Raw genomic sequence first — 25,264 nt, forward strand, 5'->3', positions numbered from 1 at the left:
GTTGTCTCCGTTTATTGTGCGCCTGAGCGCGTTCCTGTGAACCGTTGCCACGCGATGACCGCCACCACGCCGCACGCCAGCACGGCGGCCATGGCGGCGAAGGTGTGTCGCACGCCGAGCGCCTCCGATGCGCTGCCGACGAGCAGGTAACCGAACGGCATCGTGCCGTTGTAGGCCATGCCGTACATCCCGACGAGCCCGCCGCGCACGTGTTCTGGGCACTGCCGCTGAATCGTCGCGTTCGTCGACGTGGCCGCGAACGTGAGGCTGAAGCCGAGCGCGTAGAACGCGGGAATCGATCCTGCCGCATCGGTCGTCGCGGCCAGTACGGCCAGCGCGCCGACTGCCGTCCACGGCGCATACGCGATGAACCGGTGCGACGTGCGCGGCCCGAATGCCGACGACAGCAGCACCGCCGCGCTCAACGAGCCGGCGCCGGCGCACGCGAAGAACACGCCGGTAAAGCGCGCCGCGTCGTGAAAGCCCTGATCCGCGAGCAGCGGCACGAGCGTCTGGTAGCTGCCGGCGAACAGGCCGATGCACGCGAGAATCGGCAGATAGCGGGCCGAGAACGCATCGGACAGCACGTAGCCGACCGCGTCGCGCAGGCCGCTTTCCGTGCGCGACGGGCGGTCCACCGTCGCGGTCCGGATCGACCGCACGCACGCCGCCATGAAGCACAGCGCGAGCGCATAGATCGCGAACGACGTCCGCGGGCCGAGCGTCGGATAGACGAAGCCGGCGATGGTCGGGCCGACCATGCGCCCGACGTTGTAGACCATCGTGTTCATCGCGACCGCGTTGGACGTGTGCGTCGGATCCTGCAAGCTCGTCAGCAGCAGCACCTGCCGCGCCGGCGTTTCCACCGCGCTCGACACGCCGATCGCCAGCGCATGCGCGAGGATCAGCTTCACGCCGAGCAGGCCAAGCAGCGACAACGTGAAGAGGCTGCCCGTCAGCAGCAGCGACGTCGTCAGCACGCAGAGCGTCACGCGGCGCGCGTTGGCCGAGCCGATGCGGGAGCCCGCCACCGGTGCGACGATCAACTGCGGCCCGTACAGCAGGAAGTTGAGCAGCGCGAGGATCGCCGCCGAGCCGGACAGGTGATAGATCAGCAGATTCAGCGTGACGTTCTGCGTCCAGCTGCCGAGCACCGACGCGACCTGCCCGCTCAGGTAGCGCCGCAGCGATGCCTCCGTCAGCGCGGGAAACAGCCTGTTCACCCATCCCGCTTGCGTCGCCACGTTCATGACAGCGCCTTTCCGCGCGTTTCGGGCGCGAACAGCACGACCGCGGCCGCGGCGACGAACGCGACGATCGTCGTCGCGAGTCCGAGCACGAAGCCGCCCGACGTCGACGCCAGCGCACCGATGATCAACGGCGCGATGAAGCCGCCGAGCCGGCCGCCGTTGTATGCGAGACCCATGAAGAAGCCGCGCGATGCCGTGTTGCCGATGATCTCCGCGAGGAACGGGCCGGCACCCGCGAAGATGCCGTTCACGCTGAAGCCGGTCAGAAAGATCGCGGTCATCAGCAGCAACGGATTCGCCGACACGATATACACGCCGACGGCCAGCGCGCCGATCAGCAGGTAGCCCAGGAACATCGGCCGCCGGCCGAGCCGGTCGACCCATGCCGAGAACAGCAGGAACCCGGTGATCGCGCCGAACTGCAACGCCAGCACGAACTTCAGGCTATGCACGAAGTCGAGGTGCTTCACCGTGATCAGGAACGTCGGCGTCCACGTGAATACGCCCCAGTAGAGGTACTGCAGGAAGAAGATGAAGCAGAAGGCGGTGAGCAGGCCGCGCACGTTCGGCTTCTCGCGACTGGTCGGGCCGGGCTTGCGAGCCTGCGACTGCGCGTGCCTGCGTTCGAGCCAGATCGGTGATTCCGGCGTCTTGCGCGCGACCCAGAACAGGATGAAGAACGGCGACGCACCAATCAGGAACAGCAGACGCCAGCCGTCGCCGCCCAATCCGCCCTGCGTGGCGCCGACGATGCCCGAGATCGCGATCGCGAGAATCGCGCCGATCGGCAAGCCCATCTGCATCAGCGCACCGCCCTTGCCGCGCCGGCCCGGATGCCAGGTCTCCGCGATGAGCGCCGCGCCCGCGGTCCAGGTCCCGCCCATGCCGAGCGCGCCGAAAAAGCGCAACGTGGCGAACGCGTGCGCATCGGGCGCAAATGCGATCAGACCGGAAAACAGCGAGTAGATGCCGACGCAGAGCAGCGCGGTGCGCACGCGCCCGATCCGGTCCGACACGAAGCCGAACAGAATGCCGCCGATGATCTGTCCGGCCGCCGTGACGCTCGTGAACATGCCGAGTTGCGCCTTGTTCAGCCCGAACTGCAGCGCGAGCGTCGGCAGCAGCAGCGACAGCAGGAATGAGTCGTAGCTCTCGAACGTCCAGCCGAGCCCCGCGAGCGACAGCGAACGCCACTCGATACCGGTCACGCGCGTGAGCCCTTTTTCCGCGGCGGCGGCATCGATGTCCTGCGTCGCCACGGTTGCAGTCGTCTTCATGGGCTGTCTCCGGGAATCGCGACGCGATACGTCGAGGCGGCCGTCCGGCTGAACAGCGCGGCCTTTTCGTCGACCGACATCGCGGACGTGAGTCGTTTGAAGGCGTTCCACAGCACGCGATAGCCGAACATCCCCTTGTCGACGGGGAAGTTGCTTTCGAACATGCAGCGATCGACGCCGAAAAGCTCGACGCAGGTATCGAAATACGGCTGCCACGCGGCCGCCAGGTCCTGCGACGACGGCGGCAGCGCGCGCGCGGCGAAGTCGAAACCGAACACGGTCATGCCCGCGCCGCCGAGCTTCATGCGCGTGTTCGGCAACGCGGCGAGACGCGCGAGTTGCCGTTTCCACTGCGCATGCACTTCGGCACGCCGGCCGGCATGCGGCCCCACGCCGACGGGGCCGCCAAAATGGTCGATGACGACGACGACGTCCTCGGACGCGCGCGCGAGTTCGTACAGGTCGTCGAGCTGCGTGTGATAGACCCACGCGTCGAGCGACAGCCCGTAGCGGCCGAGCGTCGTCACGCCCTGCCTGAAAGCCTGCTCCGACATCCGGTCGCGCGGCGGCGTCACCGGGCTCGACCGCACGTCGGGGCTCGCATGCCACGCGAGCGGATTGCGGATGCCGCGCAATCGCCCGCCGGACACCTGCAGCATCGTGTCGAGCACCGCATCGAGTTCCGCGCCGAGCGACAGATCGGCGCCGCCGACGATGGCCTCGCAACAGCGCGTGGGGCCGTATGCGCCGCTGTCGAACATCGCGGCGATGCCGCTCGCGAATGCCACTTCGCCCACCGGCTTGAACGCCTCCGGCCCGCTTGCACGCAACATCGAGCGGCACTGCACGTAGACCGTCGACACGATCCGATGCCCGCCGCGCACGTCCGCGCCGAACTCGTCCGCGAGATAGCGCCCGGTCTGGCGGTCCCACAGGTGATGGTGGGCATCGACGATGGCGAGTTCGGGTTCGAGCACCGGCTCGTCGCGCAATGCGAGCCACTCGGGCCTGACCGGCAAATGGAGCGCGTGAACGGTCTGCATCGCACTCGCCTCAGAACTTCTGGCGCATGCCGATCACCACGCCCGTCTGGTTGTGATCGGGCGCGACCGTGCCATAGCCGTTCACGCCGAGCGCGGAGCCGCCCTTGTTGCGCGCGAACCCCGCCGTCGCATAGATATCGGTGCGCTTCGACAGCAGATAATCCGCACACAGCACGGCGAGCCACGGGTCGGCACTCGTCGAATGCACGTCCTGGTAATAGGCCGTCGCCGTGACCACGAACGCCGGCGACACCGCGTATTGCGCGCCGGCCCAGTACAGGTTCGCCGCGCTGGCTTCGGCGCCGTTCGCGACACGGATCGGGTTCGCCGGCAGGAACGCATTCGACGCACGAAGGTAGCGATAACCGGCGAATCCCTTCACCGGCCCGATCGCATACGACGCGGCCGCCGTGGCGCGCCGCTCGGTGCCCGTGTTGGTCGCGACGGTGTTGCTGTTGCGCTGCTCGTACGACACGCTCGCGGCGAGCGGCCCTTGCGAGAAAGTCAGCGCCCCGCTGAAGAAGCGGCCGGTGAGTTGCGCGCCCGGCACCTCGGCGCCGTACCCGGTGTCGTAGCGGGTGCTATACATGGCCTGCGCCGTCAGCGGACCGGACACGCCGGTGTACTTCACCGAGTTGTCGATGCGCGCGGCCGCCGCGTAGTCGACCGACAGCACCGAGTATCGCGACGACGCGCCCATCGGGTCGAAGGCCACGGCCTGTTCGTAAAAGAGCGCGTTCTGGCGGCCGAACGTCAGTTGCTGGCCCCGGTACGCCAGCCCGACCCACGCCTGTCGGCCGAAAATCCGCGACGTCGTGGCGGCGTTCGAACCGAGGCCTTTCGTCGACTGCGCGGTCGTGCCGTCATTGATGTTGAAGCCGTTTTCCAGCTGGAAAATGGCCTTCATGCCGCCGCCGAGATCCTCGACGCCCTTCAGTCCCCAGCGCGAACCGGACAGATTGCCGGACGCTTCGCGCGTCTGCGCGCCGCCGGTATTCGTATTGTTGATGTGCTCGATACCGACGTCGGCAATGCCGTACAGCGTGACGCTGCTTTGCGCATGCGCGGCAGCGCACCACGAGGCCGCGCTCGCGACGGTGACGGCGCCGAGCACGAAGCGGAGTTTCGGGCGGGAATGCTGGCTGGCCTGATTCGACGACATGAAGTCTCCAAACTGTTTTTTGTGGGTGGGTGTTCTGGCGAAAGCAAATTCACGCCTCGCGGACGGCAGGCGCTTCGCCGGCGCCCGAGCCCGGATCGCCGAGCCATGCGATGGTCAACGCGCCGAGCAGCAGCACACCCGACACGGCGATGAGCGGCGCGGTGAAGCCGCCGGAGAATTGCTTGAGCGCACCGATCATTGACGGCCCGACGAAGCCGCCGAGATTGCCGACCGACACGATCAACGCGAGTCCGCCCGCGGCGGCCCGGCCGGTGAGGAATCCCGACGGGATGGCCCAGTAAGTCGCCTGGAACGCGAGGATTCCGCTCACCGTGACGCACAGTGCGATCAGCTTGAAAACCGGCGCATGAATGAAGGTGCTCGCACACAGCGCCACGGCCGCGACGGCCAGCGCACCGGCGACATACGGAATCCGGTTGGCCGCGCGATTGGCGAGACGCGCCCACCAGAGCATCACGCCGGCGCCGATCGCATACGGAATGGCCGTCAGCCAGCCGACCACCGCGTGTTCGACGCCGAACTGCTTGATGATCTGCGGCATCCACAAGCCGACGCCGAGCGAGCCGACGATCCCGCAGAAGTTGACGAACGCGAGCACGAACACACGCCAGTTCGTCATCGCGTCGCGCAGTGTGCTGCCGTGCTTCGCGCCGATGTCGCGCTGCTCGAACGCGAGGCGCTTCGCGAGCGACGCCTTCTCTTCGTCATTGAGCCACGCGGCTTTCTCGGGACGGTCGGCCAGCACGAACAGGCACGCGATGCCGAGCATCACCGCAGGGACGCCTTCGATCAGCAGCAGCCATTGCCAGCTGCGCAGCCCATGCAGGCCGCCGAGTTCGAGTAGCGCGCCCGAAATCGGCGAGCCGATCATGTTCGCGACGGGAATGCCGACGAGGAAGGCGGCCGTCACCTTCGCACGCCACTTGCCGGGAAACCAGTGCGTGAAATACAGGTAGATGCCGGGCGTGAATCCCGCCTCGGCGAGCCCGAGCAGAAAACGCGCGGCCGCAAAGCTCTTCGGTCCGACGACGAACGCCGTCGCCATCGAGAACAGGCCCCACGTGATCATGATTCTCGCGATCCATACGCGCGCCCCGACCTTCTGCATGATCAGGTTGCTCGGAATCTCGAACAGGAAATAGCCGATGAAGAACAGGCCTGCACCGACACCGAACTGCTCGGCCGTCAGACCGAGATCCTTGTTCATCGTGAGCGCCGCGAAACCGACGTTGGTCCTGTCGAGATAGCTGATCACGTAGCAGACGAAGATGAACGGCAGAATGCGCCGGAACGCCCTGGCGAGCGTGCGCTCGCTGGCCGCGTAATCGTCGCCGGCAAGCTGGGCCGAGGACGGTGCGTCGGCGCGCGGTGCGTCGTCGCCGGCACGCAGCGCGTGCGAAATGGTCATGCTTGTCTCCTTCGTCGCGCGGCTGGCGGCGCGATCTTTCGGCATGCGGGCGGGAAGCCGACGCGCGGCTTCCCGGCTCGTGGATCTCAGTCCTGCTTCACTGCCCGTTTCGCGGCCTGTTTCGGCAGCGGGCCGGCAATACTCATGTCCGCTTTCAGGACGGAACCGGACGTCGATTCGGTGATGAAGAGCGTCTTCATGTCCGGGCCGCCGAAGCACACGCTCGTGAGCGACGCCCCTTTCGGTCCGGTCAGGATCTCGACGGGCTCCGCGCAATGGTTGAGCACCCACACGCGGCCAAGCCCCGGATTCGCGACGAACAGGCGGCCTTCGAGATCGACGGTGAGGCCGTCGGGACCGCTCGGTCCGTACGACGTGAAGAACTGGCTGACCTTGCTGACCGACCCGTCGGCCTGCAGCGGCATACGCCACACGGCATTGCCGCGCGTCATCGCGACGAACAGCACCTTCTCGTCGCGCGACAGGACGAGCCCGTTCGGGCTCGGGCAGGTGCCGAGCAGCATGTCGAGCTTGCCGTCGGGCGACAGCCGATACACGCGGCCCGTCGGATCGTGCAGCCCGGTCTGCCCCTGATCGGTGAAATAGAGGTTGCCGGCCGAGTCGAACGTCAGGTCGTTCACGCCCTTGAAGCGCTCGGTGTTGCGGCGCTCGAGATGCGGGCGAATTTCACCTCGCTCGATATCGAGCAGCATCAGGCCGTTCCGGTAGTCGGTGATGATCAGGTGCGATGCGTCGAAGCGCTTCATCCCGTTGGGCTCGCCGTCGTATTCGACGACGAGATCCCAGTCGCCCGACGGCGAAATGCGGAAAATGCGCCCGTGCGGAATGTCGGTGACGAACAGATAGCCGTCCGGGTCCCAGACCGGCCCTTCGAGAAAGGAGTCCGTGACCATGCCGCCGCGATTCGCGCGCGCCCATTCCGTGCGGACGTCCGGCTTGCGAAACTTCTCCGGCATGCGCGTGAACACATCGGCTTCGCGCACGTCGGGACTCGTCAGATAAAACATGCGTACCTCGATGTCCAGGGTTCAAGCCGCGCTGTGCGCGCGTTCGTCGAGCACCGCGAGAACGTTGGCGGCCGCGCCCTTGCCCATGTTCACGTACGCGGCATCGCTCACGCCGCCGACATGCGGAGACAGAATCACGTTGGGGATCTGCTGGAACGGGTGCGGCACCGTCATCGGCTCGACATCGAAGCTGTCGAGGCCGGCCGCGCGCAATTGGCCGCTCGCCAGCGCGTCGGCAAGCGCGGCTCCGTCGATCAAGCCACCGCGTGCGGTATTGACGAGAATCGCGCCGCGCTTGAAACGCGCGAACGTGTCGCGGTTGAGCATCCGGCGGTTGTCGGCCGTCAACGGGCAATGCAGCGACACGACGTCCGACTCCGCGTACAGCGTGTCGAGCGCCACGCGCTTCACACCCGCGGGCGCTTCCTTCGCGAACGGATCGAACGCGAGTACCTTCATGCCGAACGCCGCACCGATCGCGGCCACGCGCCGGCCGATCGCGCCGAGTCCGACGAGGCCGAGCGTGCGCCCGTCGAGTTCGACGGACTTGTGCGTCGCCTTGTCCCAATGGCCCTCGCGCATGCGGATATCGAGCTGCGGAACCGACTTCGCACACGCGAGCAGCAACGCCCATGCGTGCTCGGCGACGGCGGCCGCATTCGCGCCGACCGCGGCGCGCACCGCGATACCGCGTGCGGCAGCCGCGTCCTGATCGATCACGTCGATGCCGCTGCCGTGCTTCGAAATCACCTGCAGGTGCTCGGCGGCGTCCATGATGCGGGCGTTGATCTTGCCGTACCGGACGATGATCGCGACCGGCTTGTGCTCGATGCAGAGCGCTACGATGTCGTCCTCGGTCGGTTGCTTGCCGGCGAACACGACGTCGAACTGCGCAAGCATCTCGAGCGCTTGCGGCGCCAGGTCGGCGGCGGTCACGAGGACCACGGGCTGATGCGAAGCGGTCTGCATCACAGCGCCTCGCCTTCGGCCAGCATGCCGGCCGCGCGCAGTTCCTTCTCGATCCAGCCCGGACGAAGATCGCCCTTGTGGATCGCAGCGATACGCGCGGTTTCGAAGTCGAGCTTTTTCTGCGCGAGATCGACGATGCGCGCGACGTCGGCGCGTGCAATGACGACGACGCCGTCGGCGTCGCCGACCACCAGGTCGCCCGGATTGACCGTCGCGCCGCCCAGCGAGATCGGCGCATTCACGCGCCCCGCGATGCTTTTGGTCGGGCCGCACGGATTGAGGCCGGCCGAGAAGATCGGGTAGTCGCCGTTGGCCAGTTCGTGCGCGTCGCGCACCGCGCCGTCGATGACGATGCCGGCGATGCCGCTCGCCTTCGCCTGCGCCGCCATGATTTCGCCAAGCAGCGCGCACGAGATGTCGCCCTTGCCGTCGACCACGACGACGTCGCCTGGCTTCGCGACGGCGAGCGCCGCATGGATCGCCAGGTTGTCGCCCGGACGGACTTCGACCGTGACTGCGGGGCCGGCGACCTTCATCTTCGGCGACAGCGGCCGCACGCGGCCATGCACCGTGCCGCGGCGGCCCGCGACGTCGGCGAGGATCGCGGCCTGGTAACGCGCGGCCGCCTGAACGAGTTCCGGCGAGATGCGTTCGATGTCGCGATTGATCGGAGAAGTACTGACGGATGGCTTGCTCATGACTCGACCTCGGGTTGTGCGTTGTACTATGTACAACACTGGTGTACATAGTGAAATCACTATAACGAGACAACCCATACCAGGGCACTGGCGTTTACCCTTTTACGTGGTAAACCAGCGTTTTACTCTGTAAAATATCCGTTGTGTGTCGACGGGAGAGAAGGAATGGGAAATGACGGCGTGGTTGCCGTGGAAAAGGCGCTTTCGCTGCTGGACTGCTTCAAGCCGGGCGCCGAATCGCAGTCGCTCGCGACACTGTCGCAAGCCTCCGGCATGCACAAGACGACGGTCTATCGGCTGATGAACTCGCTGGAGCGAATGGGCTATGTCGTGCGCGCGCAGTCCGGCAACTATTCGCTTGGGCACCGCGTGCTGTACCTCGGCAAGCTGTACGAGCAGTCCTTCCATCTGTCCACGGTGGTCGAACCGGCGCTGCATGCGCTGGCCGCGCTGACGAAGGAAAGCGCATCGTACTACGTGCACGACAACGGGCAGCGGCTTTGCCTGTTTCGGGTCGAGCCGTCCGAAGGCCTGCGTGAAACGCGGCTCGCGGGCACGATGCTGCCGCTCGACGACACGGCCATCAGCCAGGTGATCCGTTTCTGGGGGCTCGGCGAACCGATCTATGACAAGCCGCCCGCACTGCCCCTCTTCACCGCGGGTGCACGCGATGTGCACACCGCAGCGTTCGCGGTGCCGGTCTTCGGCGCCGGCGACAAGTTCATGGCGGCGCTGACGCTGTCCGGTCCTGCGTCGCGCCTCAGCGTCGCGCACGAGTCGGGTGAACTGGATCGACCGCAGCTGGATGCGGCCGCCGATCTATCGCGGAAGCTGGGCGCGAGTGTCGCGCTCTGCGAGAACGTCTACGGCATCTGATCGCCGCTTCCGCAACGGCCGAGCAGCAGGCGCAGCGGCACGTCGTCGCGGCGCGACGGGTCGACGATCAGCGCCGCGCGCCGCCTGCGCGACCCATTCGGTACGCATCCCGCCCGGCTCGAGCATGCACACGCGCACGCCGAACGACGCGGCTTCCTACGCGGAATTTTTCACCGTGATAAGCGTTTTTAAACAGGGTTAGTACGAACGCCCGCATGACGCGGGCGGCGTTCCTTACGCATGCGTCGAGCGCGGCCGGTCGTTCGTCAGCACAACCGCATGGCCGGTGGACATCGAACGTGACTGGAAGTCCTCGCCGCGCGATTCGCGCGACGCGATCACCGCGACGAACGCCGGCAGCGCCATCAGGATCGCGTAGCCGGCGACAAAGATCGCCGAACCCGTATAGCTGACGAGCAGCGTGCCGACGATCGGCGCGATCGATCCGCCGAGCACCGATGCAAGCTGATAGCTGGTCGACAGCGCGGTGAAGCGCACGCGCGTCGGAAACAGTTCGGCCATGTACGCGGCCATCGGTCCGAGAATGATCCCGTGGCACGTCAGGCACGCGATCAACGCCAGTTGCAGATGAACGTAGTCGCTGCCTGGCGACAGCGTGAACAGCGAACAACCGGCGATCGCCGCGCCGAGCAGGCCGGCGATCAGCACCGGGCGCCGTCCGATCCGGTCCGACACGTGCGCGGCAATCAGGATGACGACGACCTCGATCGCCGACGCCCACATCAGCGCGGACAGTGCCTGCGGTCTGCTGAAGTGCAGATAGCCGGTCGCGAGTCCGAGCGCGAACGTCGAAAACAGATACAGGAACGTGTTCTCCGCGGCTTTCACGAAGAACGCACGCGCCATTTGCCGCCCGTTGCTCGCGCAGGTGTCGCGCAGCGACGCGCGCTCGACCGTCTGGTGCGCGGCCGACAGCTCGGCGAACGCCGCCGATTCCTCGACGCGCCGGCGCGTCCAGAAGCCGACGATCACGAGCAGCGCGGAAATGAAGAACGGAATCCGCCACGCCCAGTCGACGAATGCGGCATCGCCGTAGAATCGCTGCACCATCCCGATCACGAACGCGGTCAGCACGTTCGCGAGCGGCCCGGCGAACATCGTGAAGCTGGTCCAGAAGCCGCGCTGCGCGCCGGGCATCGACTCGGCGATCATCAGGATCGCGCCGGTCGCTTCGCCGCCGACCGCGATGCCCTGCACGATGCGCAGCAGCACGAGCAGCAGCGGCGCCGCGATGCCGATCGACGCATAGGTCGGCAGCAAGCCGACGCAGAACGTGCTGATGCCCATCATCAGCAGACTGACGACGAGCGTCTTGCGGCGGCCGATGCGGTCGCCGATCATCCCGAACACGATGCCGCCGAGCGGCCGCGCGACGAAGCCGACGGCGAACGTCGCGAGCGCGAGCAGCGTGGCGGCGAGCGGATTGCCGACGACGAAGAACTGCTTGTCGAACACGAGCACCGCACACGCGGCGAACGCGAAAAAGTCGTACCACTCCAGCGTGGTGCCGACGGTACAGGCGAACATCAGGTTGGCACGCTTCTTCATCGCGCATGTCTCCGGTTTTTTTGTGGTTTGCGTGGGGCGAGCGACGCCGCGGCGACGCCCGTGGATTCAGAGTTCGAGCACGAGCCGCTCGCCGCCGCACGCGCGCGAACAGCAGGTCATCATGCGATCGTGCGCGTCGCGTTCGGCGCGCGTCAGCACGCTGTCGCGATGATCGACGCGGCCGGCCAGCACCCGCACTTCGCAGGATCCGCACAGCCCTTCGCGGCAGTCGCTCTGCACGTCGATGTTCGCGTGCTGCAATGCGTCGAGCACCGTCTGGTTCGCCGCGACCGTCAGCGTGATGCCGGAATCCTTCAGTTCGACTTCGAACGGGCGCTCCTTCGATGGGTCGAGGGCCGCACGCGTCGACACGAAATGCTCGACACGCAGCGCATCGCGCGGCCAGTGCGCGCAACTCGCTTCGAGCGCATCGAGCATCCGCGCGGGGCCGCACGCGTAGATGCGCGTGTCGTCGGCCGGCTGGGCGAACAGCGCGCGGAAGTCGTTGCGCGAACCTTCGTCCGACACGTAGACGTGCAGACGCTCGCCGTGCAGCGCCGTGAGCGCGTCGAGCAGCGCCATCGACGCGCGTCGTGCGCCGCTATAGTGGATCTCGTAGTCGATGCCGCGCACCTTCGCTTCGCGCGCCATCGCGCTGATCGGCGTAATGCCGATGCCGCCCGCGACGAAGATCGCCTTGCCGGCGTCGGTCGCGAAACGGAAGTGATTACGCGGCCCGCGGATCTTCAGCACGTCGCCGGCGCGCAGATTCGCATGCACCCATGCCGATCCGCCGCGGCCCTGCGCTTCGTGCAGCACCGCGATCTCGTACGCGTCGCGCTCGGCCGGGTCGCCGCACAGCGAATACTGGCGCGTGATGCCGGTATCGCCGCAGATCACGTCGATATGCGCGCCGGGCGTCCAGCGCGGCAGCATGCGGCCGTCGCCGGACACGAGGCGGACCTGCGCGACGCGATCCGCGCACCTCGACACGCGCTGTACCTTCACCACGCGACTCACCGCGTGCGACGACGGCTCGCCGATGCGCACCGCCGTGCGCGCGCGCAGCGCCGACGGGTCGCGGCGCTCGGGATTCGCCGCCGGATCCCATTCGACATACAGGTGCTCGGGGCCGCGGAACGACGTGTTCGGCACATACGTGAAGCGCTGTTCCGCCAGCTTCATATGCGGCAGACGGCGCGTGAATTCCTCGAGGAAGATCTGCATCTCCATGCGCGCGAGATTCTTGCCCATGCACTGATGCGACCCGTAGCCGAACGTGAGCTGATCGCTCGCATTCTCCCGGCGGATGTCGAACAGGTCCGCATCCGCGAAGCGCGCTTCGTCATGATTCGCGGACGACGTGACGATCAACAGCTTCGAGCCGGCGGGCACCGCGACGCCGCCGATCGTGACGTCCTTCGTCGCGAGCCGTCGCCACGCGGCGACCGAGCCGTTGTGGCGCAGGCACTCCTCGACCGCGTTCGGGATCAGCGACGGGTCGTCGCAGATGTCGCGCCACGCATCGGGATGCTGCAGCAGCAGCTTCATCGCATTGGCCGTCGCGTTCGCGGTCGTCTCGTGCGCGGCGACGATCCCCGCCATCATCATCGAGTGCAGATACGAATCGGTGATCACGTCGGGCAGCGTCTTCTGCTTGCGGATCCCGTACTGCATCCAGCCCGGCCCGGACGGATCCTCGCGCATCTTGTCGAGCACCTTGCCCGCGAACTGCCAGAACTTGCCGACCGCATGCGCGACCGCGACCTGCTCCTCCGGTTTCGGACGGCCCCACGTGTTGATCGTATGGGCGATCGAGTATTCGCGCAGCGTGTCCATGTCCTCTTCCGGCACGCCGAGAAAGTGCAGCGCGACGGTCAGCGGCACCTCCCACAACATCTGGTCGACCAGATCCGCGCGGCCGTCGTCGATGAAGCGGTCCACGTATTCGCGCGCGAGCCGGCGCACCATCGGTTCGTGACGCTTCAGCGCTTCGGGCGTGAACGGGTCCAGCAGCGCACGGCGACGCGGCATGTGCGCGGGCTCGTCCTCGTTGACGAGCGTGCGGTTCAGCGCGAAGCCGTACGACGCGAGCACCGCGTTCGCCTCGGCGCCCGTCGGGGTGATCTTCTCCAGCGCGATCGACGGACTGAACGTGAGGTTGTCGCGAAAGATGGCCTTGATGTCGTCGTAGCGCGTGACGATCCAGTACCCCAGCTTCGGGCTGTAAAACACCGGCTCCCGCTCGCGCGCCCAACGGACGTATTCGGGCGGATCCTGCTGGTAACCGTCGTCGAACGGATCGAACGCGGCCGCGGCCGCGCTGACCGGGCACCCGTTCGGCGCGGTCGCCGCTGCCGGCGCAGGATGAAACGGACATTTCGACGACGCGTGATGCTCGATGGCGGACATGATTGACTCCGATGCGATGATTTAGCGTAAATCTAATACGCATTGCGTAATCGCAGGACTGGGGTAAACCTTGGCGGTCCGCCGTCGGCGGCCGTCGGGCTAGAATCCGCCGTATGAAAAAAATCACCGGAACGAAACAGACCGCACCCGCCGAGCGGGACCGCAGGCAACGCGTTCAATCCGCGTCGACCGGCCTTCTCGTGCTGAAGGAACTGGCGGCATCGGGCGGCCGCGCGACACTGACCGCGCTCGCGGCACGGCTCGACGAGAATCCCGCGAAAGTGCACAGATATCTGGCGAGCCTGATGGAAGCGTCGTTCGTCACGCAGGATCGCGGCACGCAGCAGTACGTGCTCGGACCGCAATGCATCTCGATCGGGCTCGCCGCGATGCGGATGGCCGACCCGATACGACTCGCCGAGCCGTCGCTGGTGCGCCTGCGCGAGCGCCTCGAAGTGACGTGCTTCGTCGCGATCATGGGCAACCGCGGGCCGACGATCATGCGGTTCGAGGAGCCCGGCCTGCCGGTGACGGTCAACGTGCGCGCGGGCTCCGTCATGTCGTTGCTGTGGTCGGCGACGGGCCGGCTGTTCCTCGCGCTGCTCGACGAACCTCGCGTGCGGAAACTCGCGGAAGAAGAGCTTGCATCGGCGCCGGCCGAATTGCGCGCCCAGCTCGACCGACGCGATCCGGTCGGCAAATTGCAGCGCGAGATCCGCGCGGCCGGCCTCGCCAGCGTCCGCGACACGAACCTGAAGGGCATCAGCGCGGTGTCGGCAGCGCTATTCGACGCAAACGGGCATATGTGCGGCGCACTCACCGCGCTGGGCGCCACGGGCGGCTTCGACGCGTCGATCGACGGGCCGGTCGCGACGGCGCTGCGCCACGAGGCCACGCTGATCAGCGCCGAGCTCGGGTACACGGGCTGACCCCGTCGCCGCTACGGCGTCCGCGGATCCGCCCGGACGCCGGCTCGCCCTCCGCTTGATTTTTGAGACGAACGGTCTATTATTCGGCCATGGACACGCGCACCGATCCGCCGCGCCGCCGCGGCCGGCCACCCAAGCAGCACGACGACCTCGTCGCCACGCGCGACATGCTGCTGCGCACCGGGCTCGAGATCCTCACCGAAAAGGGCTTTTCGGCCACCGGGCTCGACGAGATCCTCGGGCGCGCCGGCGTGCCGAAAGGCTCGTTCTATCACTACTTCGACAGCAAGGAAGCGTTCGGCCTCGAACTGATCGACCGCTACGCCGAGTTCTTCGCCCGCAAGCTCGACCGCCATTTCAGCCAGCTGGAACGCTCGCCGCTGGCGCGCGTGCGCGCGTTCGTCGACGACGCCCGCGACGGCATGGCCCGCCATGCGTACCACCGCGGCTGCCTGATCGGCAACCTCGGCCAGGAAATGGGCACGCTGCCCGAGAGCTTCCGCGCGCGTCTGCGCGCGACGTTCGAAGACTGGCAGCGCCGCCTCGCCGAATGCCTGGCCGACGCGCAGCAGGCGGGCGAACTGGCGGATGCCGCCGCCCCCGCCGAGCTGGCCGCATTCTTCTGGATCGGCTGGGAAGGCGCCGTGCTGCGCGCGAAGCTCGAACGCAGCGACCAGCCGCTCGCGCTGTTCGCGCAATTTTTCTTCAATGGATTGCCTCGCCGCTGAATTTTTTTACCATTAACTAGACGATCGGTCTAGAAAGGAGGACGGATGTTCCAGGGCATCGTGATCGACAAGGACGAGACCGGCCAGCACGTGAGGCTGCACACGCTGGACGACGCGCAGTTGCCGGCCGGCAACGTGACGATCCGCGTGGGCTATTCGACGCTGAACTACAAGGACGGGCTGGCGATCACCGGCAAGAGCCCGGTCGTGCGCAAGTTCCCGATGGTGCCGGGCATCGACCTGGTCGGCGAAGTCGAAGCGAGCACGCACCCGGATCACCGTCCGGGCGACCGGGTCGTGCTCAACGGCTGGGGCGTCGGCGAAACGCACTGGGGCGGCCTCGCGCAGAAGGCGCGGGTCGACGGCGACTGGCTGGTGCCGCTGCCGTCCGCGTTTTCGCCGCAACAGGCGATGGCCATCGGCACGGCCGGCTACACCGCGATGCTGTGCGTGATGGCGCTGGAACGGCACGGCGTGCGGCCGGACGACGGCGAGATCGTCGTGACCGGCGCGGCCGGCGGCGTGGGCAGCGTCGCGACGGCCCTTCTCGCGCGACTCGGATACCGGGTCGTCGCCGTGACGGGCCGCCCGGCCGATGCCGACTATCTGCGGCAACTCGGCGCGGCCGAGATCCTGGATCGCGCGTCATTCAGCGTACCCGGCAAGCCGCTCGGCAAGGAACGCTGGGCCGGCGCCGTCGACGTGGCCGGCAGCCACGTCCTCGCCAACGTGTGCGCGACCACGCGCTACCGCGGCGTGGTGACGGCCTGCGGCCTCGCCGCCGGCATGGACTTCCCCGCGACCGTCGCGCCGTTCATCCTGCGCGGCGTCACGCTCGTCGGGATCGACAGCGTGATGTGTCCGCGCGCCGAGCGGCTGGAAGCCTGGCGCCGGCTCGCGTCCGATCTCGACGTCGAGAAGCTGGGCGCCATCGGCCATCAGGTCGGCCTGAGCGACGCCATTCCGCTGGCGGCGGAACTGATCGACGGCAAGGTGCGCGGCCGCATCGTCGTCGACGTCAATGCCTGATCGCCCTTCGTGCCACTTTATCCAGGAGACCTCATGACTGCTCCAGACAACGCCCCCGTCAGCCGCTTTCCCGTGCCGGCGCTCGAAGACCTGCCCGACGACATTCGCGCACGCATCGCGGCCGTCCAGGAAAAATCGGGCTTCGTCCCGAACGTGTTCCTCACCCTCGCGCACCGCCCGGACGAGTTTCGCGCGTTCATGGCGTACCACGACGCGCTGATGGACAAGCCGGGCAACCTCAGCAAGGCCGAACGCGAGATGATCGTCGTGGCCACCAGCGCCGCGAACCAGTGTCAGTACTGCGTGATCGCGCACGGCGCGATCCTGCGCATTCGCGCGAAGGACCCGCTGATCGCCGACCAGGTCGCCACCAACTACCGCAAGGCCGACCTCACCGCGCGCCAGAAGGCGATGCTGGACTTCGCGATGAAGGTGTCGCAGGCCGCGCATCAAGTGGGCGAACCGGACTTCGACGCGCTGAAGACGCACGGCTTCACCGAAGACGACATCTGGGACATCGCGGCGATCTCGGCCTTCTTCGGGATGTCCAACCGCCTCGCGAACGTGACGAACATGCGGCCCAACGCGGAGTTTTACGCGCTGGGCCGCTGACGGCCTCGAGCGCGGCGAGCGCGACCTCGTCGCCACGGAAAGCCGGCGTACGCGCGTCCGGCCTTCCGTGCGTTGCGGCAGGAAATGCGCCGCGGCCGGATGGCCGCGGCACGCGCGCTCAATCCCGCAGTTCCCGCGCGATCGCGCTGTAGAACACCGACGCTTCGAGCGGCAGCGTATCGAACGACGGCTCCGCCTTCGGCCACGTCGACCATTGCACGATCACGAGATGCTCGGCGCGATTGACCATGATGACCTGACCGAAGATGCCGAGCGCCCACAGCGAACCGCGCAACGACGCCGCGGGCGTCGGGTCCGTGCCCTTCGCATCGACCGGCACCGCGTTGTTCCACCACTGGTAGCCGTAGATGCCGTCGGGATGCCCGGCCGACACCGACTGCCGCGCCTGCGTCCAGTCCGACGCCTGGTCGAGCCAGCCGTCCGGCAAAATCCGCGTGCCGTCGGGCAGCTTGCCGCCACCCAGCACGAATTCACCGAAGCGCCCCCAGTCTTCCAGCGTCGCATTGAAGCCGTGCGCGCCGACGTCGTGCCGCCCTGCGCGATACGCGTGCCACACACCGTCGCTCGCCATCCCGTACGGCTTCCAGATCGTCTTTTCGAGATAAGCGGCGAGCGACATGCCGGTCGCGCGCTCGAGCACGTCGCCGAGCAGCCACGCACCGCCGGAACTGTACGACCAGGTCTGCCCGGGCGGATGCGCGCGACCGAGCCCCTTGACCAGCGTGCGCACGCACGCGTACGTGCCGGGCCGCGCCTCGCATTGCGTGAGCTTCGCGAAATCGGAATCCGGATTCGTGTAGCTCTCGTTCCACGCGACGCCGGACGTGTGCTGGATCAACTGCTTCAGCGTCACGCCGTCCCACGCGGTGCCCTTCAGGTCCGGCTCGTAATCGGTCACGCGATCGTCGAGCGACTTGATCTTCCCTTCCCGCAACGCGACACCGACGAGCGTCGACACGACCGACTTGCCGACCGAGCGCGACGTCCACAACGTCGTATCGGTGTTGCCGTCGCCCAGATACTTGTATGCGATCTTGCCGTCCTTCAGCACCAGCAGGCCGGCCACGTCCTGATGCTTCAGGTAGTCCTTCAGCGTGTAGCGCTTGCCGTGCACTTCGTACGACACGTCGGTCAGCATGCGGGCGGCATCGACCAACGGCGTGGCCGCGCGATGGTGGAACACGTCGCCCGGATAGTTGCGATAGTCGTTGCGAAAGCCGATCACGCGATCCGGCTGGCTCCACGTCAGCATCCGCTTCGGGTCGGGCAGCGTCGCGTCGAACGGCGCGGGGCACGTGGCGAGCGCGACGCCGCCGCACGTCGCGGCGGCCGGCGCCGCGGCAGACGACGCGACTTGCGCGAACGACGCCGTCGCCGCGCTGCCCGCGACGACCGCCGCCGCGAGCGCGATGCCGAATGAACGATCGAACCTCGGTTTCATGGGTGTCCTTGTCGACGATGTCCGGTCGCGCCTGCGCAAGAAAGTTTCCGCCGCACGGCCCGAACGTTTCAGAGGGCGGCGCCATCGTCACCGGCGTCCGACGCGCGGCATACGCGCGTCGATCACGCCCACGGCGGCTCCCGCATCGCGCCCTCAAAACCAGTATCGAGTGCGCGCGTCGACGAGGCAAAACGGCACATGTGGGAAAATCCCCCGCATCCGCCGGAAGGGACATCATGGGCGCACTGACTTACTCGCTCGCGCAGATCGAGGCGTTCGCGTGCATTGCCGAACACGGCAGCATCACGAAGGCCGCCGCGCATCTCGGCAAGGACCGCTCGACCGTCAGCGAGCTGCTGGAATTCTTCGAAATCGAACTGGGCTTTGCGCTGTTCGCGCGCAGCGGACGGTCGCTGTCGCTGACGTCGGAGGGCGAGCGCCTGCAACGCCAGGCGCGCCTGCTGCTGCGGCAGGCGCAGGCGTTCGGCGCCGCGGCGAAAGGCGTGCCGTCCGGCATCGCCGACGCGATCCGCATCGCCTACGATCCGTTCGTGCCGCGCACGCTGCTGCATGCGCTGATCGACGATCTCGCCGCGTCGGGCATCGACGTCAGTACCTGGAGCGCGTCGCGCGACGAAGCCGAGGCGGCGCTCGTGTCCGGCGCCGCGCAGGTCGCGATCAGTCTCGCGCGCAACCGGTTCGTCGCGGCCGAGCTCGAATGGCGGGCGGTCGGCGCGATCGAGATCGGCTTTTACGCGTCGGCCGACCTGTTTCCGGCCACCGGGTCGCCGGTCACGGTCCCCGCGCTCGCCGCGAAGCCGCAGGTCGTGATGCACCGCTCGCTGGGCACGCAGTTCGCGCAACTGCTGCAGGTCTCGGACCGGCTCGTGTACGCGAACGAACTCGAAACCGTGCGTCACCTGCTTCAGCACGGCCATGGCTGGGGCTTCCTGCCGACGCATTTCGACGCCGGGCGCTGGCCGTCCGTCACGCGCATCGACACGGAGGTCGGGCACGGCAGCCTTGTCCATTCGATCGTCGCGGTGTGGAAGCCCGGCACGTGGAACCCGTCGCCGATCCTCGAAGCGATCGACGCCGCCGGCGCGGCATGGGAGAAAGCCGCGCAGCGGCAGCACGGCGCGCGCTGAACGCCACGCGCCGTGCTGCCGATCGCCGTTAATCGATCGCCTTCAACGCATCGAGCCCGTCCGGCAGCTTCGCGTCCGGAAACTGCGTCGACAACGTGGCGTCCCGCCACCGCGCCGCCTCTTCCGCGCGCTGCCGCTCCGCCTGCTCGCAGACGAACAGCGCATCGCCGCCGAGCAGCAGGCGCAGCGGCACGTCGTCGCGGCGCGACAGGTCGACGATCAGCGCCGCGATGCGTGCGGGGTCACCGATTTCATGGCCGCCATACGCGCCGAGCAGGTCGAGAATCTTGCCGACCGACGGCTGATAGTCGGGCAGCAGATCGTCGAGGCCGCGCTTCGCCTGCGCGGCCCATTCGGTACGCATCCCGCCCGGTTCGAGCGTGCACACACGCACGCCGAACGGCGCGACTTCCTTCGCGAGCACGTCGCTGAACCCGCCGACCGCCCACTTGGCGGCCTGATACGCGGACAATCCGGGCGTCGACGTGCGCCCGCCGACCGACGACACCTGGAAGATGTGCCCCGCACGCTGTGAGCGCATCGTCGGCAGCACCGCGCGCGTGAGGTTGATCACGCCGAACAGGTTCGTTTCGATCTGGTCGCGGAAAGCGTTGGCGCTCATCTGCTCGAACGGCGCCGTGTGGCCGTAGCCCGCGTTGTTCACCAGCACGTCGATGCGGCCGAACGCCGCGCGTGCCGTCGCGACGGCCTGCGCGGCCGCGGCTTCGTCGGTGACGTCGAGTTCGACCGGCAGCAGCCGGTCGCCATACCGTTCGGCCAGATCGGCCAGTCGCGCCGGATCGCGCGCGCCGGCCACCAGCCGGTCGCCCGCCGCCAGCACCGCTTCCGAGATCGCTCGCCCGAGGCCGCGTGCGGCCCCCGTTACCAACCAGACTTTCGACATTTTTCGCTCCTTGAGCGTGATGAAACGATGAAAATGAATGATTACTCACTCATTAATGTGGGCGATGTGTCGATCATCCATGACTTGCATCGCCCGGCTTGAAACGCGCTACCCGTCGTCGCGCCATGCGCCGCCACGACGACGAACCTCGACTCACACCGCGTGCAACACGGCCCACAATGCGCGAAACCCGGCTTCCCGGTACGCATCGGCCCGCGCCGGATCGCGCGCGATCGACTCCATCGCGGTTTCCGCGATCGACGTAAACAACGCCGCGCAGAACGCATGCGCTTCGTCGCGGTGCAGCGCGCCCGACGCGGCGACCTGCTCGCGCAGCAGCGCACCGATCCCGCCGAAGCCTTCCGAGCCGGCCGCCCGATGCGCGTCGTCGATGCGGCCGCTCACGCCCAACTGCCGCAGCGCGCGCCGGCCGTCCGGATTCGCGACACCCCACGACACATAGCCGTTCCACGCATGCCGCACGGCCTGCTCGGCCGGCGCGTGTTCCGGAAACCCGGTCATCATCGCGTCGCGCAGGTCGGCCTTCAGGCTCAGGTACAGCGCGTTCAGTAACGCATCCTTGGTCTCGAAATAGGTGAACACCGTGCCTTCCGCGACGCCGGCGAGCTTCGCGATGCGCGCGGTCGTCGCGCTCGCGCCGTCCTCGGCGAGCGCGCGCGCGGCCGCGGCGAGGATGGCTTCGTGCTTGTCGGGACTGCGCGGTCGGGCCACGTTCGATTCCTTTAATGAGTGAGCGCTCAATCATAATCAAGCGGCCGACAGGAATGCAAGCCTTGTTACATCTGGGGGGAACGCATACGCAATCCATCAAAACGGTGCACTATTAGCGTTTTGCCGTACCGGCGCCGGCCATCCGGCGCCCGATGCCCTCGACGTTCGTTTCACGTTCACCGTTTCAAACCGCGAACCTCCCATGACGAATCAGCCTTCCCAGACCGCGGCCGACCGGCCCGTCGACATGATCATCTTCGGCGGCGGCGGCGACCTGGCCGCCCGCAAGCTGTTGCCCGCGCTGTACATGGCGCACCTGCACTGCAATCTTCCGCCCGAGACGCGCATCATCGCCGTCGGCCGCCGCGACTGGGGCATCGACGGTTATCGCAAGTTCATGGACGAGCAGTCGCGCCCGTTCATCGACGAGAAGGCGTTCGACGCCGACGCGTGGAGCCGCTTCCTCGACCTGTTCAAGTACGTGCTGATCGACGTGAACGCGCCGGACGACTACCAGCGGCTCGCCGAAGCGGCGCGGAGCGAGGCGGTCCGCGTGTTCTACCTGTCGACGTCGCCGGAGCTGTTCACGACGATCTGCGACAACCTGTCGGCCGCGCACCTCGTCGACGCGCACTCGCGCGTCGTCCTCGAAAAGCCGCTGGGCCACGATCTCGCGTCCGCGAAGGCGATCAACGACGCGGTCGGCAAGCACTTCGAGGAATCGCAGATCTATCGGATCGACCACTATCTCGGCAAGGAAACCGTGCAGAACCTGATGGTGCTGCGCTTCGGCAACCCGATCTTCGGGCCGCTGTGGCAGGCGCCGAACATCCGCAGCGTGCAGATCACGGTGGCGGAGACGGTCGGCGTCGGCAGCCGCGCGGGCTTCTACGACCATACCGGCGCGCTGCGCGACATGGTGCAGAACCACCTGCTGCAACTGCTGTGCATCGTCGCGATGGAGCCGCCCGTGTCGCTCGACCCGGATGCGGTACGCGACGAGAAGCTGAAGGTGCTGCGCTCGCTGCGGCCGATGTCGCTGTCGGACGTCGCGCGCGACACGGTGCGCGGCCAGTACACGGCCGGCGCGGTCGACGGCCAGCCGGTCAAGGGCTATCTCGAGGAGGACAACGTGCCGGCGGACAGCCGCGCGGAAACCTTCGTCGCGCTGCGCGCGCACATCAACAACTGGCGCTGGGCGAACGTGCCGTTCTTCCTGCGCACCGGCAAGCGGCTGCAGCGCCGCCAGTCGGAAATCGTGATCGAGTTCGCGGACATGCCGTTCTCGATCATCCCGACCGGTCCGCGCAATTACGGCAACCGCCTCGTGATCCGGCTCCAGCCGGAAGAGTCGATCCAGTTGCAGATGCTCGCGAAGGAGCCGGGCAGCGGGATGAATATGGTGCCGGTGAGCCTGAACCTCGACCTGCAGCAGGCGATTCCGGAACGGCGCGCGGAAGCGTACGAGCGGCTGCTGATCGACGTGATCCGCGGCCGCCTCACGCACTTCATGCGCCGCGACGAACTCGAAGCCGCGTGGTCGTGGGTCGAGCCGATCCTCGACGGCTGGAAGCAGCTCGGCGACCGGCCGCGCCTGTACACGGCCGGCACGTTCGGGCCCGCGGCTTCGTCGGCGCTGCTCGCGCGCGACGGGATGTCGTGGGCCGAAGAGGCGTAATCGCACGCGACGGCGTGCCGCCGCGCGGCACGCCCGTTCCCGACGGGCAGCCCCACCTGCCCTGTATCGCTACTGCGGCACCATCCACGCGGCCTTGCGCCGCGCCGGCGCATCGCCGCCGCTGCCGCCGCCCAGCACCTCGATCAGGTAGTCGACGAACGACGCGATCCGCGACGAAATCGCGGTATTGCGGTAGTACACCGCGTGAATCGGCTGCTGGACGTCGAGCGTCTGGCGCGCGAGTACCTGCGCGAGCCGCCCCGCCTCGCGATCCCGCGCGGTCACGAAATCGGACAGGCAGACGACGCCCGTGCCCTCCAGCGCCAGCTGCCGCAGCGTTTCGCCGCTCGACGAATACACGTCCGGCTCGATGCGGCACGCTTCGCCGTCCGCGCCGAGGATCGGCCATACGTTCAACGATTCGGGCTGCGTGAAGCCGAGCAGCGTGTGCTTCGCGAGATCCTCGACCTTGCGCGGCTGGCCATGCGCTTCGAGGTACGCGGGGCTCGCGAGCATGCGTACCCGGCTGTTGCCGATCCGCCGGCTGTGCAGCGTCGAATCCTTCAACCGGCCGATCCGGATCGCGACGTCGGTGCGCCGCTCCAGCAGGTCGGTGATGCCCTCGTTGCTGTTCAGTTCCAGTTCGACCTTCGGGAAGCGTTCGCGGTAGCCGCGCACGAGCGGCACGATCACGTGCAGCATGAACGGCGTCGCGGCGTCGACGCGCAGGCGTCCGGACGGCATCTCGCGCCGCGCGAGCATCTGTTCTTCCGCACTCTCGACCGATTCGATGATCGCGCGCGCGTCCTGCAGGAATGCGCGCCCCTCTTCGGTCAGTTCGAGCCGGCGCGTGGTCCGGCGCAGCAGCGTGGTCTTCAGCTTTTCCTCGAGCCGCGCGAGCGTGCGGCTCGTCGCCGACACGGTGAGGTCGAGTTGCTGGGCGGCCGCCGTGATCGAACCGGTGTCGACCACGGCGGTAAAGGCCTGGAGTTCGTCGAGGGTGGTTTTCATTGTTGACTTGAAATCAAAACAATTTGGTTTATAGACCAGTTTTTCAGCAAAAGTAAAGCCGGCACACTGCGATCCATTCCTACTGAAACCCGGATCCCGTCATGCCACTCGCGTTGCTCGCGCTGACCATCAGCGCCTTTGCCATCGGCACCACCGAATTCGTGATCGTCGGGCTGATCCCGACGATCGGCGCCGATCTCGGCGTCAGCCTGCCGTCCGCCGGCCTGCTCGTCAGCCTGTATGCGCTGAGCGTCGCGATCGGCGCGCCGCTCCTCACCGCGCTCACCGGCCGCGTGCCGCGCAAGGCGCTGCTCGCCGGGCTGATGGCGCTCTTCACCGTCGGCAACCTCGTCGCGTGGCAGGCGCCCGGCTACGAATCGCTGATCGTCGCGCGCATCCTCACCGGCCTCGCGCACGGCGTGTTCTTCTCGGTCGGCTCGATCATCGCGACCACGCTCGTGCCGAAGGACAAGGCCGCCAGCGCGATCGCGACGATGTTCAGCGGGATGACCGTCGCGTTCGTCGCCGGCATTCCGCTCGGCACCTTCATCGGCCAGCACTTCGGCTGGCGCGCGACGTTCCTGATCGTCGCGCTGTTCGGGCTGGTCGCGTTCCTCGGTGCGGTCGCCTTCGTGCCGCGCGGGTTGCCGCAGACGCCGCCGGCGCCGCTCGCCCGTCAGCTGCGCGTGCTGGCCCAGCCGCGCCTGCTGCTCGTCTATGCGATGACGGCCGTCGGTTACGGCGGCTCGCTGATCGCATTCACCTATATGGCGCCGCTGCTCGAACAAATCGCCGGCTTCACGCCGTCGCAGGTCAGCCTCGTGCTCGTCGGCTACGGCGTCTCGGTCGCGGTCGGCAACGTGTGGGGCGGCAAGCTCGCGGACGCCGTCGGCCCCGTGAAGGCGCTCAAACGGATCTTCCTGCTGCTCGCGATCGTGCTGCTCGCGCTGACCTTCACGATCCACGTGAAATGGCTCGCGGTGCTGACGATGCTCGCGTGGGGCGCCGTGGCGTTCGGCAACGTGCCGGGGCTGCAGGTGTACGTCGTCAAGCAGGCGCGCCACTTCGCGCCGGATGCCACCGACGTCGCATCGGGCTTCAACATCGCCGCCTTCAACCTCGGCGTGGCCGGCGGCTCGTCGCTCGGCGGCCTGATCGTCGCGAACGTCGGCCTCGGCCACACGCCGTGGATCGCCGCCGTCGTCACGCTCGGCGCCTTTGCGCTCACCGCGCTGAGCGGCCGTCTCGACCGCCGCCACGGGCTGCCGGAACGCACGGCCGAACCGGTCGAACTCGCCCATTGAACGTCACTTTTTTG

The 25,264-nt window shown here is 67.4% G+C and carries 22 protein-coding genes and 1 pseudogene; 8 read left to right on the forward strand and 15 right to left on the reverse strand.

The genetic code is table 11. The annotated features are described in order from the left end of the window. Positions 1-11: 11 nt before the first annotated feature. The 8 genes from DTA15_RS03815 to DTA15_RS03850 all read right to left on the reverse strand — a co-directional run bounded on the left by DTA15_RS03815 (position 12) and on the right by DTA15_RS03850 (position 8,856). Positions 12-1,250: an MFS transporter gene (locus DTA15_RS03815; RefSeq protein WP_006482572.1), complete on the reverse strand. Its 1,239-nt coding sequence runs from the start codon at positions 1,248-1,250 to the stop codon at positions 12-14. Beyond that, complete coding sequence (locus DTA15_RS03820; RefSeq protein ID WP_006482621.1) at positions 1,247-2,527, reverse strand: MFS transporter; 1,281 nt, start codon at positions 2,525-2,527, stop codon at positions 1,247-1,249. The genes DTA15_RS03815 and DTA15_RS03820 overlap by 4 nt, the downstream gene beginning before the upstream one ends. Beyond that, complete coding sequence (locus DTA15_RS03825; protein ID WP_006482578.1) at positions 2,524-3,570, reverse strand: amidohydrolase family protein; 1,047 nt, start codon at positions 3,568-3,570, stop codon at positions 2,524-2,526. Before DTA15_RS03825 ends, DTA15_RS03820 begins: the two co-directional genes overlap by 4 nt. A gap of 10 nt (positions 3,571-3,580) precedes the next feature. Beyond that, a complete protein-coding gene (locus DTA15_RS03830; RefSeq protein WP_006482579.1) occupies positions 3,581-4,732 on the reverse strand; it encodes a porin in 1,152 nt (383 codons plus the stop codon). Positions 4,733-4,781: 49 nt separating this feature from the next. Next, on the reverse strand, positions 4,782-6,161 hold the full coding sequence (locus DTA15_RS03835) for an MFS transporter (RefSeq protein ID WP_006482580.1): 1,380 nt from the start codon (positions 6,159-6,161) through the stop codon (positions 4,782-4,784). Positions 6,162-6,247: 86 nt separating this feature from the next. Then, positions 6,248-7,189 (reverse strand): SMP-30/gluconolactonase/LRE family protein, encoded by a 942-nt coding sequence (locus tag DTA15_RS03840; RefSeq protein WP_006482598.1) that lies wholly within the window; start codon positions 7,187-7,189, stop codon positions 6,248-6,250. Between the two features lie 21 nt (positions 7,190-7,210). Continuing rightward, positions 7,211-8,158, reverse strand: coding sequence for an NAD(P)-dependent oxidoreductase (locus DTA15_RS03845; protein ID WP_006482587.1), 948 nt, complete (start codon positions 8,156-8,158; stop codon positions 7,211-7,213). Then, entirely contained in the window at positions 8,158-8,856 is a 699-nt protein-coding gene (locus DTA15_RS03850) for an RraA family protein (protein WP_006482575.1), read from the reverse strand. Before DTA15_RS03850 ends, DTA15_RS03845 begins: the two co-directional genes overlap by 1 nt. 165 nt (positions 8,857-9,021) lie before the next feature. Between DTA15_RS03850 and DTA15_RS03855 the strand changes: the two genes are divergently transcribed. Next, positions 9,022-9,732, forward strand: coding sequence for an IclR family transcriptional regulator (locus tag DTA15_RS03855; RefSeq protein ID WP_006482615.1), 711 nt, complete (start codon positions 9,022-9,024; stop codon positions 9,730-9,732). Positions 9,733-9,749: 17 nt separating this feature from the next. Here DTA15_RS03855 and DTA15_RS38935 read toward each other — a convergent pair. From DTA15_RS38935 to DTA15_RS03870, 3 genes and pseudogenes are all read right to left on the reverse strand, one after another. Further along, positions 9,750-9,888: pseudogene (locus DTA15_RS38935) on the reverse strand (short-chain dehydrogenase/reductase); the annotation flags it as partial. 78 nt (positions 9,889-9,966) lie between these two features. Next, entirely contained in the window at positions 9,967-11,301 is a 1,335-nt protein-coding gene (locus tag DTA15_RS03865) for an MFS transporter (protein ID WP_006482599.1), read from the reverse strand. Positions 11,302-11,367: 66 nt separating this feature from the next. Beyond that, positions 11,368-13,713 (reverse strand): cytochrome P450/oxidoreductase, encoded by a 2,346-nt coding sequence (locus DTA15_RS03870; RefSeq protein ID WP_006482617.1) that lies wholly within the window; start codon positions 13,711-13,713, stop codon positions 11,368-11,370. Between the two features lie 113 nt (positions 13,714-13,826). On the opposite strand from DTA15_RS03870, the gene DTA15_RS03875 reads away from it, so the two are divergent. From DTA15_RS03875 to DTA15_RS03890, 4 genes are all read left to right on the forward strand, one after another. Beyond that, positions 13,827-14,642, forward strand: coding sequence for an IclR family transcriptional regulator (locus DTA15_RS03875; protein ID WP_006482582.1), 816 nt, complete (start codon positions 13,827-13,829; stop codon positions 14,640-14,642). Between the two features lie 89 nt (positions 14,643-14,731). Next, positions 14,732-15,370, forward strand: coding sequence for an acrylate utilization transcriptional regulator AcuR (acuR, locus tag DTA15_RS03880; protein ID WP_006482603.1), 639 nt, complete (start codon positions 14,732-14,734; stop codon positions 15,368-15,370). Between the two features lie 45 nt (positions 15,371-15,415). Beyond that, positions 15,416-16,399: an acrylyl-CoA reductase (NADPH) gene (gene acuI, locus DTA15_RS03885; protein ID WP_006482573.1), complete on the forward strand. Its 984-nt coding sequence runs from the start codon at positions 15,416-15,418 to the stop codon at positions 16,397-16,399. 33 nt (positions 16,400-16,432) lie between these two features. Beyond that, entirely contained in the window at positions 16,433-17,011 is a 579-nt protein-coding gene (locus DTA15_RS03890) for a peroxidase-related enzyme (RefSeq protein WP_006482604.1), read from the forward strand. A 118-nt stretch (positions 17,012-17,129) separates the two neighbouring features. Here DTA15_RS03890 and DTA15_RS03895 read toward each other — a convergent pair whose 3' ends face one another. After that, positions 17,130-18,473 carry a serine hydrolase domain-containing protein gene (locus tag DTA15_RS03895; RefSeq protein WP_006482601.1) on the reverse strand — a complete coding sequence of 448 codons (1,344 nt, stop codon included), beginning with the start codon at positions 18,471-18,473 and terminating at the stop codon, positions 17,130-17,132. A 236-nt stretch (positions 18,474-18,709) separates the two neighbouring features. Here DTA15_RS03895 and DTA15_RS03900 point away from each other — a divergent pair, with 236 nt between their 5' ends. After that, positions 18,710-19,621 carry a LysR family transcriptional regulator gene (locus DTA15_RS03900; protein WP_006482585.1) on the forward strand — a complete coding sequence of 304 codons (912 nt, stop codon included), beginning with the start codon at positions 18,710-18,712 and terminating at the stop codon, positions 19,619-19,621. A 28-nt stretch (positions 19,622-19,649) separates the two neighbouring features. Here DTA15_RS03900 and DTA15_RS03905 read toward each other — a convergent pair whose 3' ends face one another. Next, entirely contained in the window at positions 19,650-20,525 is an 876-nt protein-coding gene (locus tag DTA15_RS03905; RefSeq protein WP_006482581.1) for an SDR family NAD(P)-dependent oxidoreductase, read from the reverse strand. Positions 20,526-20,678: 153 nt separating this feature from the next. Beyond that, positions 20,679-21,257 (reverse strand): TetR/AcrR family transcriptional regulator, encoded by a 579-nt coding sequence (locus DTA15_RS03910; protein WP_006482593.1) that lies wholly within the window; start codon positions 21,255-21,257, stop codon positions 20,679-20,681. A gap of 202 nt (positions 21,258-21,459) precedes the next feature. On the opposite strand from DTA15_RS03910, the gene zwf reads away from it, so the two are divergent. After that, positions 21,460-22,935 carry a glucose-6-phosphate dehydrogenase gene (gene zwf / locus DTA15_RS03915; protein WP_006482600.1) on the forward strand — a complete coding sequence of 492 codons (1,476 nt, stop codon included), beginning with the start codon at positions 21,460-21,462 and terminating at the stop codon, positions 22,933-22,935. A 69-nt stretch (positions 22,936-23,004) separates the two neighbouring features. Here zwf and DTA15_RS03920 read toward each other — a convergent pair whose 3' ends face one another. Then, entirely contained in the window at positions 23,005-23,946 is a 942-nt protein-coding gene (locus DTA15_RS03920) for a LysR family transcriptional regulator (RefSeq protein WP_006482606.1), read from the reverse strand. Positions 23,947-24,047: 101 nt separating this feature from the next. Here DTA15_RS03920 and DTA15_RS03925 point away from each other — a divergent pair, with 101 nt between their 5' ends. Beyond that, the gene (locus DTA15_RS03925) at positions 24,048-25,250 is read left to right on the forward strand and encodes an MFS transporter (RefSeq protein WP_006482611.1); all 1,203 of its coding nucleotides are present in this window, start codon (positions 24,048-24,050) and stop codon (positions 25,248-25,250) included. Positions 25,251-25,264 lie beyond the last annotated feature (14 nt).

It is taken from the genome of Burkholderia cenocepacia, from assembly GCF_900446215.1.
Lineage (GTDB): Bacteria > Pseudomonadota > Gammaproteobacteria > Burkholderiales > Burkholderiaceae > Burkholderia > Burkholderia cenocepacia.

Excerpts from the sequence above, each read along its gene's own strand:
- DTA15_RS03815 (WP_006482572.1), bottom strand. The coding sequence starts at position 1,250 with ATGAACGTGGCGACGCAAGCGGGATGGGTGAACAGGCTGTTTCCCGCG.
- DTA15_RS03820 (WP_006482621.1), bottom strand. The coding sequence starts at position 2,527 with ATGAAGACGACTGCAACCGTGGCGACGCAGGACATCGATGCCGCCGCC.
- DTA15_RS03825 (WP_006482578.1), bottom strand. The coding sequence starts at position 3,570 with ATGCAGACCGTTCACGCGCTCCATTTGCCGGTCAGGCCCGAGTGGCTC.
- DTA15_RS03830 (WP_006482579.1), bottom strand. The coding sequence starts at position 4,732 with ATGTCGTCGAATCAGGCCAGCCAGCATTCCCGCCCGAAACTCCGCTTC.
- DTA15_RS03835 (WP_006482580.1), bottom strand. The coding sequence starts at position 6,161 with ATGACCATTTCGCACGCGCTGCGTGCCGGCGACGACGCACCGCGCGCC.
- DTA15_RS03840 (WP_006482598.1), bottom strand. The coding sequence starts at position 7,189 with ATGTTTTATCTGACGAGTCCCGACGTGCGCGAAGCCGATGTGTTCACG.
- DTA15_RS03845 (WP_006482587.1), bottom strand. The coding sequence starts at position 8,158 with ATGCAGACCGCTTCGCATCAGCCCGTGGTCCTCGTGACCGCCGCCGAC.
- DTA15_RS03850 (WP_006482575.1), bottom strand. The coding sequence starts at position 8,856 with ATGAGCAAGCCATCCGTCAGTACTTCTCCGATCAATCGCGACATCGAA.
- DTA15_RS03855 (WP_006482615.1), top strand. The coding sequence starts at position 9,022 with ATGGGAAATGACGGCGTGGTTGCCGTGGAAAAGGCGCTTTCGCTGCTG.
- DTA15_RS03865 (WP_006482599.1), bottom strand. The coding sequence starts at position 11,301 with ATGAAGAAGCGTGCCAACCTGATGTTCGCCTGTACCGTCGGCACCACG.
- DTA15_RS03870 (WP_006482617.1), bottom strand. The coding sequence starts at position 13,713 with ATGTCCGCCATCGAGCATCACGCGTCGTCGAAATGTCCGTTTCATCCT.
- DTA15_RS03875 (WP_006482582.1), top strand. The coding sequence starts at position 13,827 with ATGAAAAAAATCACCGGAACGAAACAGACCGCACCCGCCGAGCGGGAC.
- acuR (WP_006482603.1), top strand. The coding sequence starts at position 14,732 with ATGGACACGCGCACCGATCCGCCGCGCCGCCGCGGCCGGCCACCCAAG.
- acuI (WP_006482573.1), top strand. The coding sequence starts at position 15,416 with ATGTTCCAGGGCATCGTGATCGACAAGGACGAGACCGGCCAGCACGTG.
- DTA15_RS03890 (WP_006482604.1), top strand. The coding sequence starts at position 16,433 with ATGACTGCTCCAGACAACGCCCCCGTCAGCCGCTTTCCCGTGCCGGCG.
- DTA15_RS03895 (WP_006482601.1), bottom strand. The coding sequence starts at position 18,473 with ATGAAACCGAGGTTCGATCGTTCATTCGGCATCGCGCTCGCGGCGGCG.
- DTA15_RS03900 (WP_006482585.1), top strand. The coding sequence starts at position 18,710 with ATGGGCGCACTGACTTACTCGCTCGCGCAGATCGAGGCGTTCGCGTGC.
- DTA15_RS03905 (WP_006482581.1), bottom strand. The coding sequence starts at position 20,525 with ATGTCGAAAGTCTGGTTGGTAACGGGGGCCGCACGCGGCCTCGGGCGA.
- zwf (WP_006482600.1), top strand. The coding sequence starts at position 21,460 with ATGACGAATCAGCCTTCCCAGACCGCGGCCGACCGGCCCGTCGACATG.
- DTA15_RS03920 (WP_006482606.1), bottom strand. The coding sequence starts at position 23,946 with ATGAAAACCACCCTCGACGAACTCCAGGCCTTTACCGCCGTGGTCGAC.
- DTA15_RS03925 (WP_006482611.1), top strand. The coding sequence starts at position 24,048 with ATGCCACTCGCGTTGCTCGCGCTGACCATCAGCGCCTTTGCCATCGGC.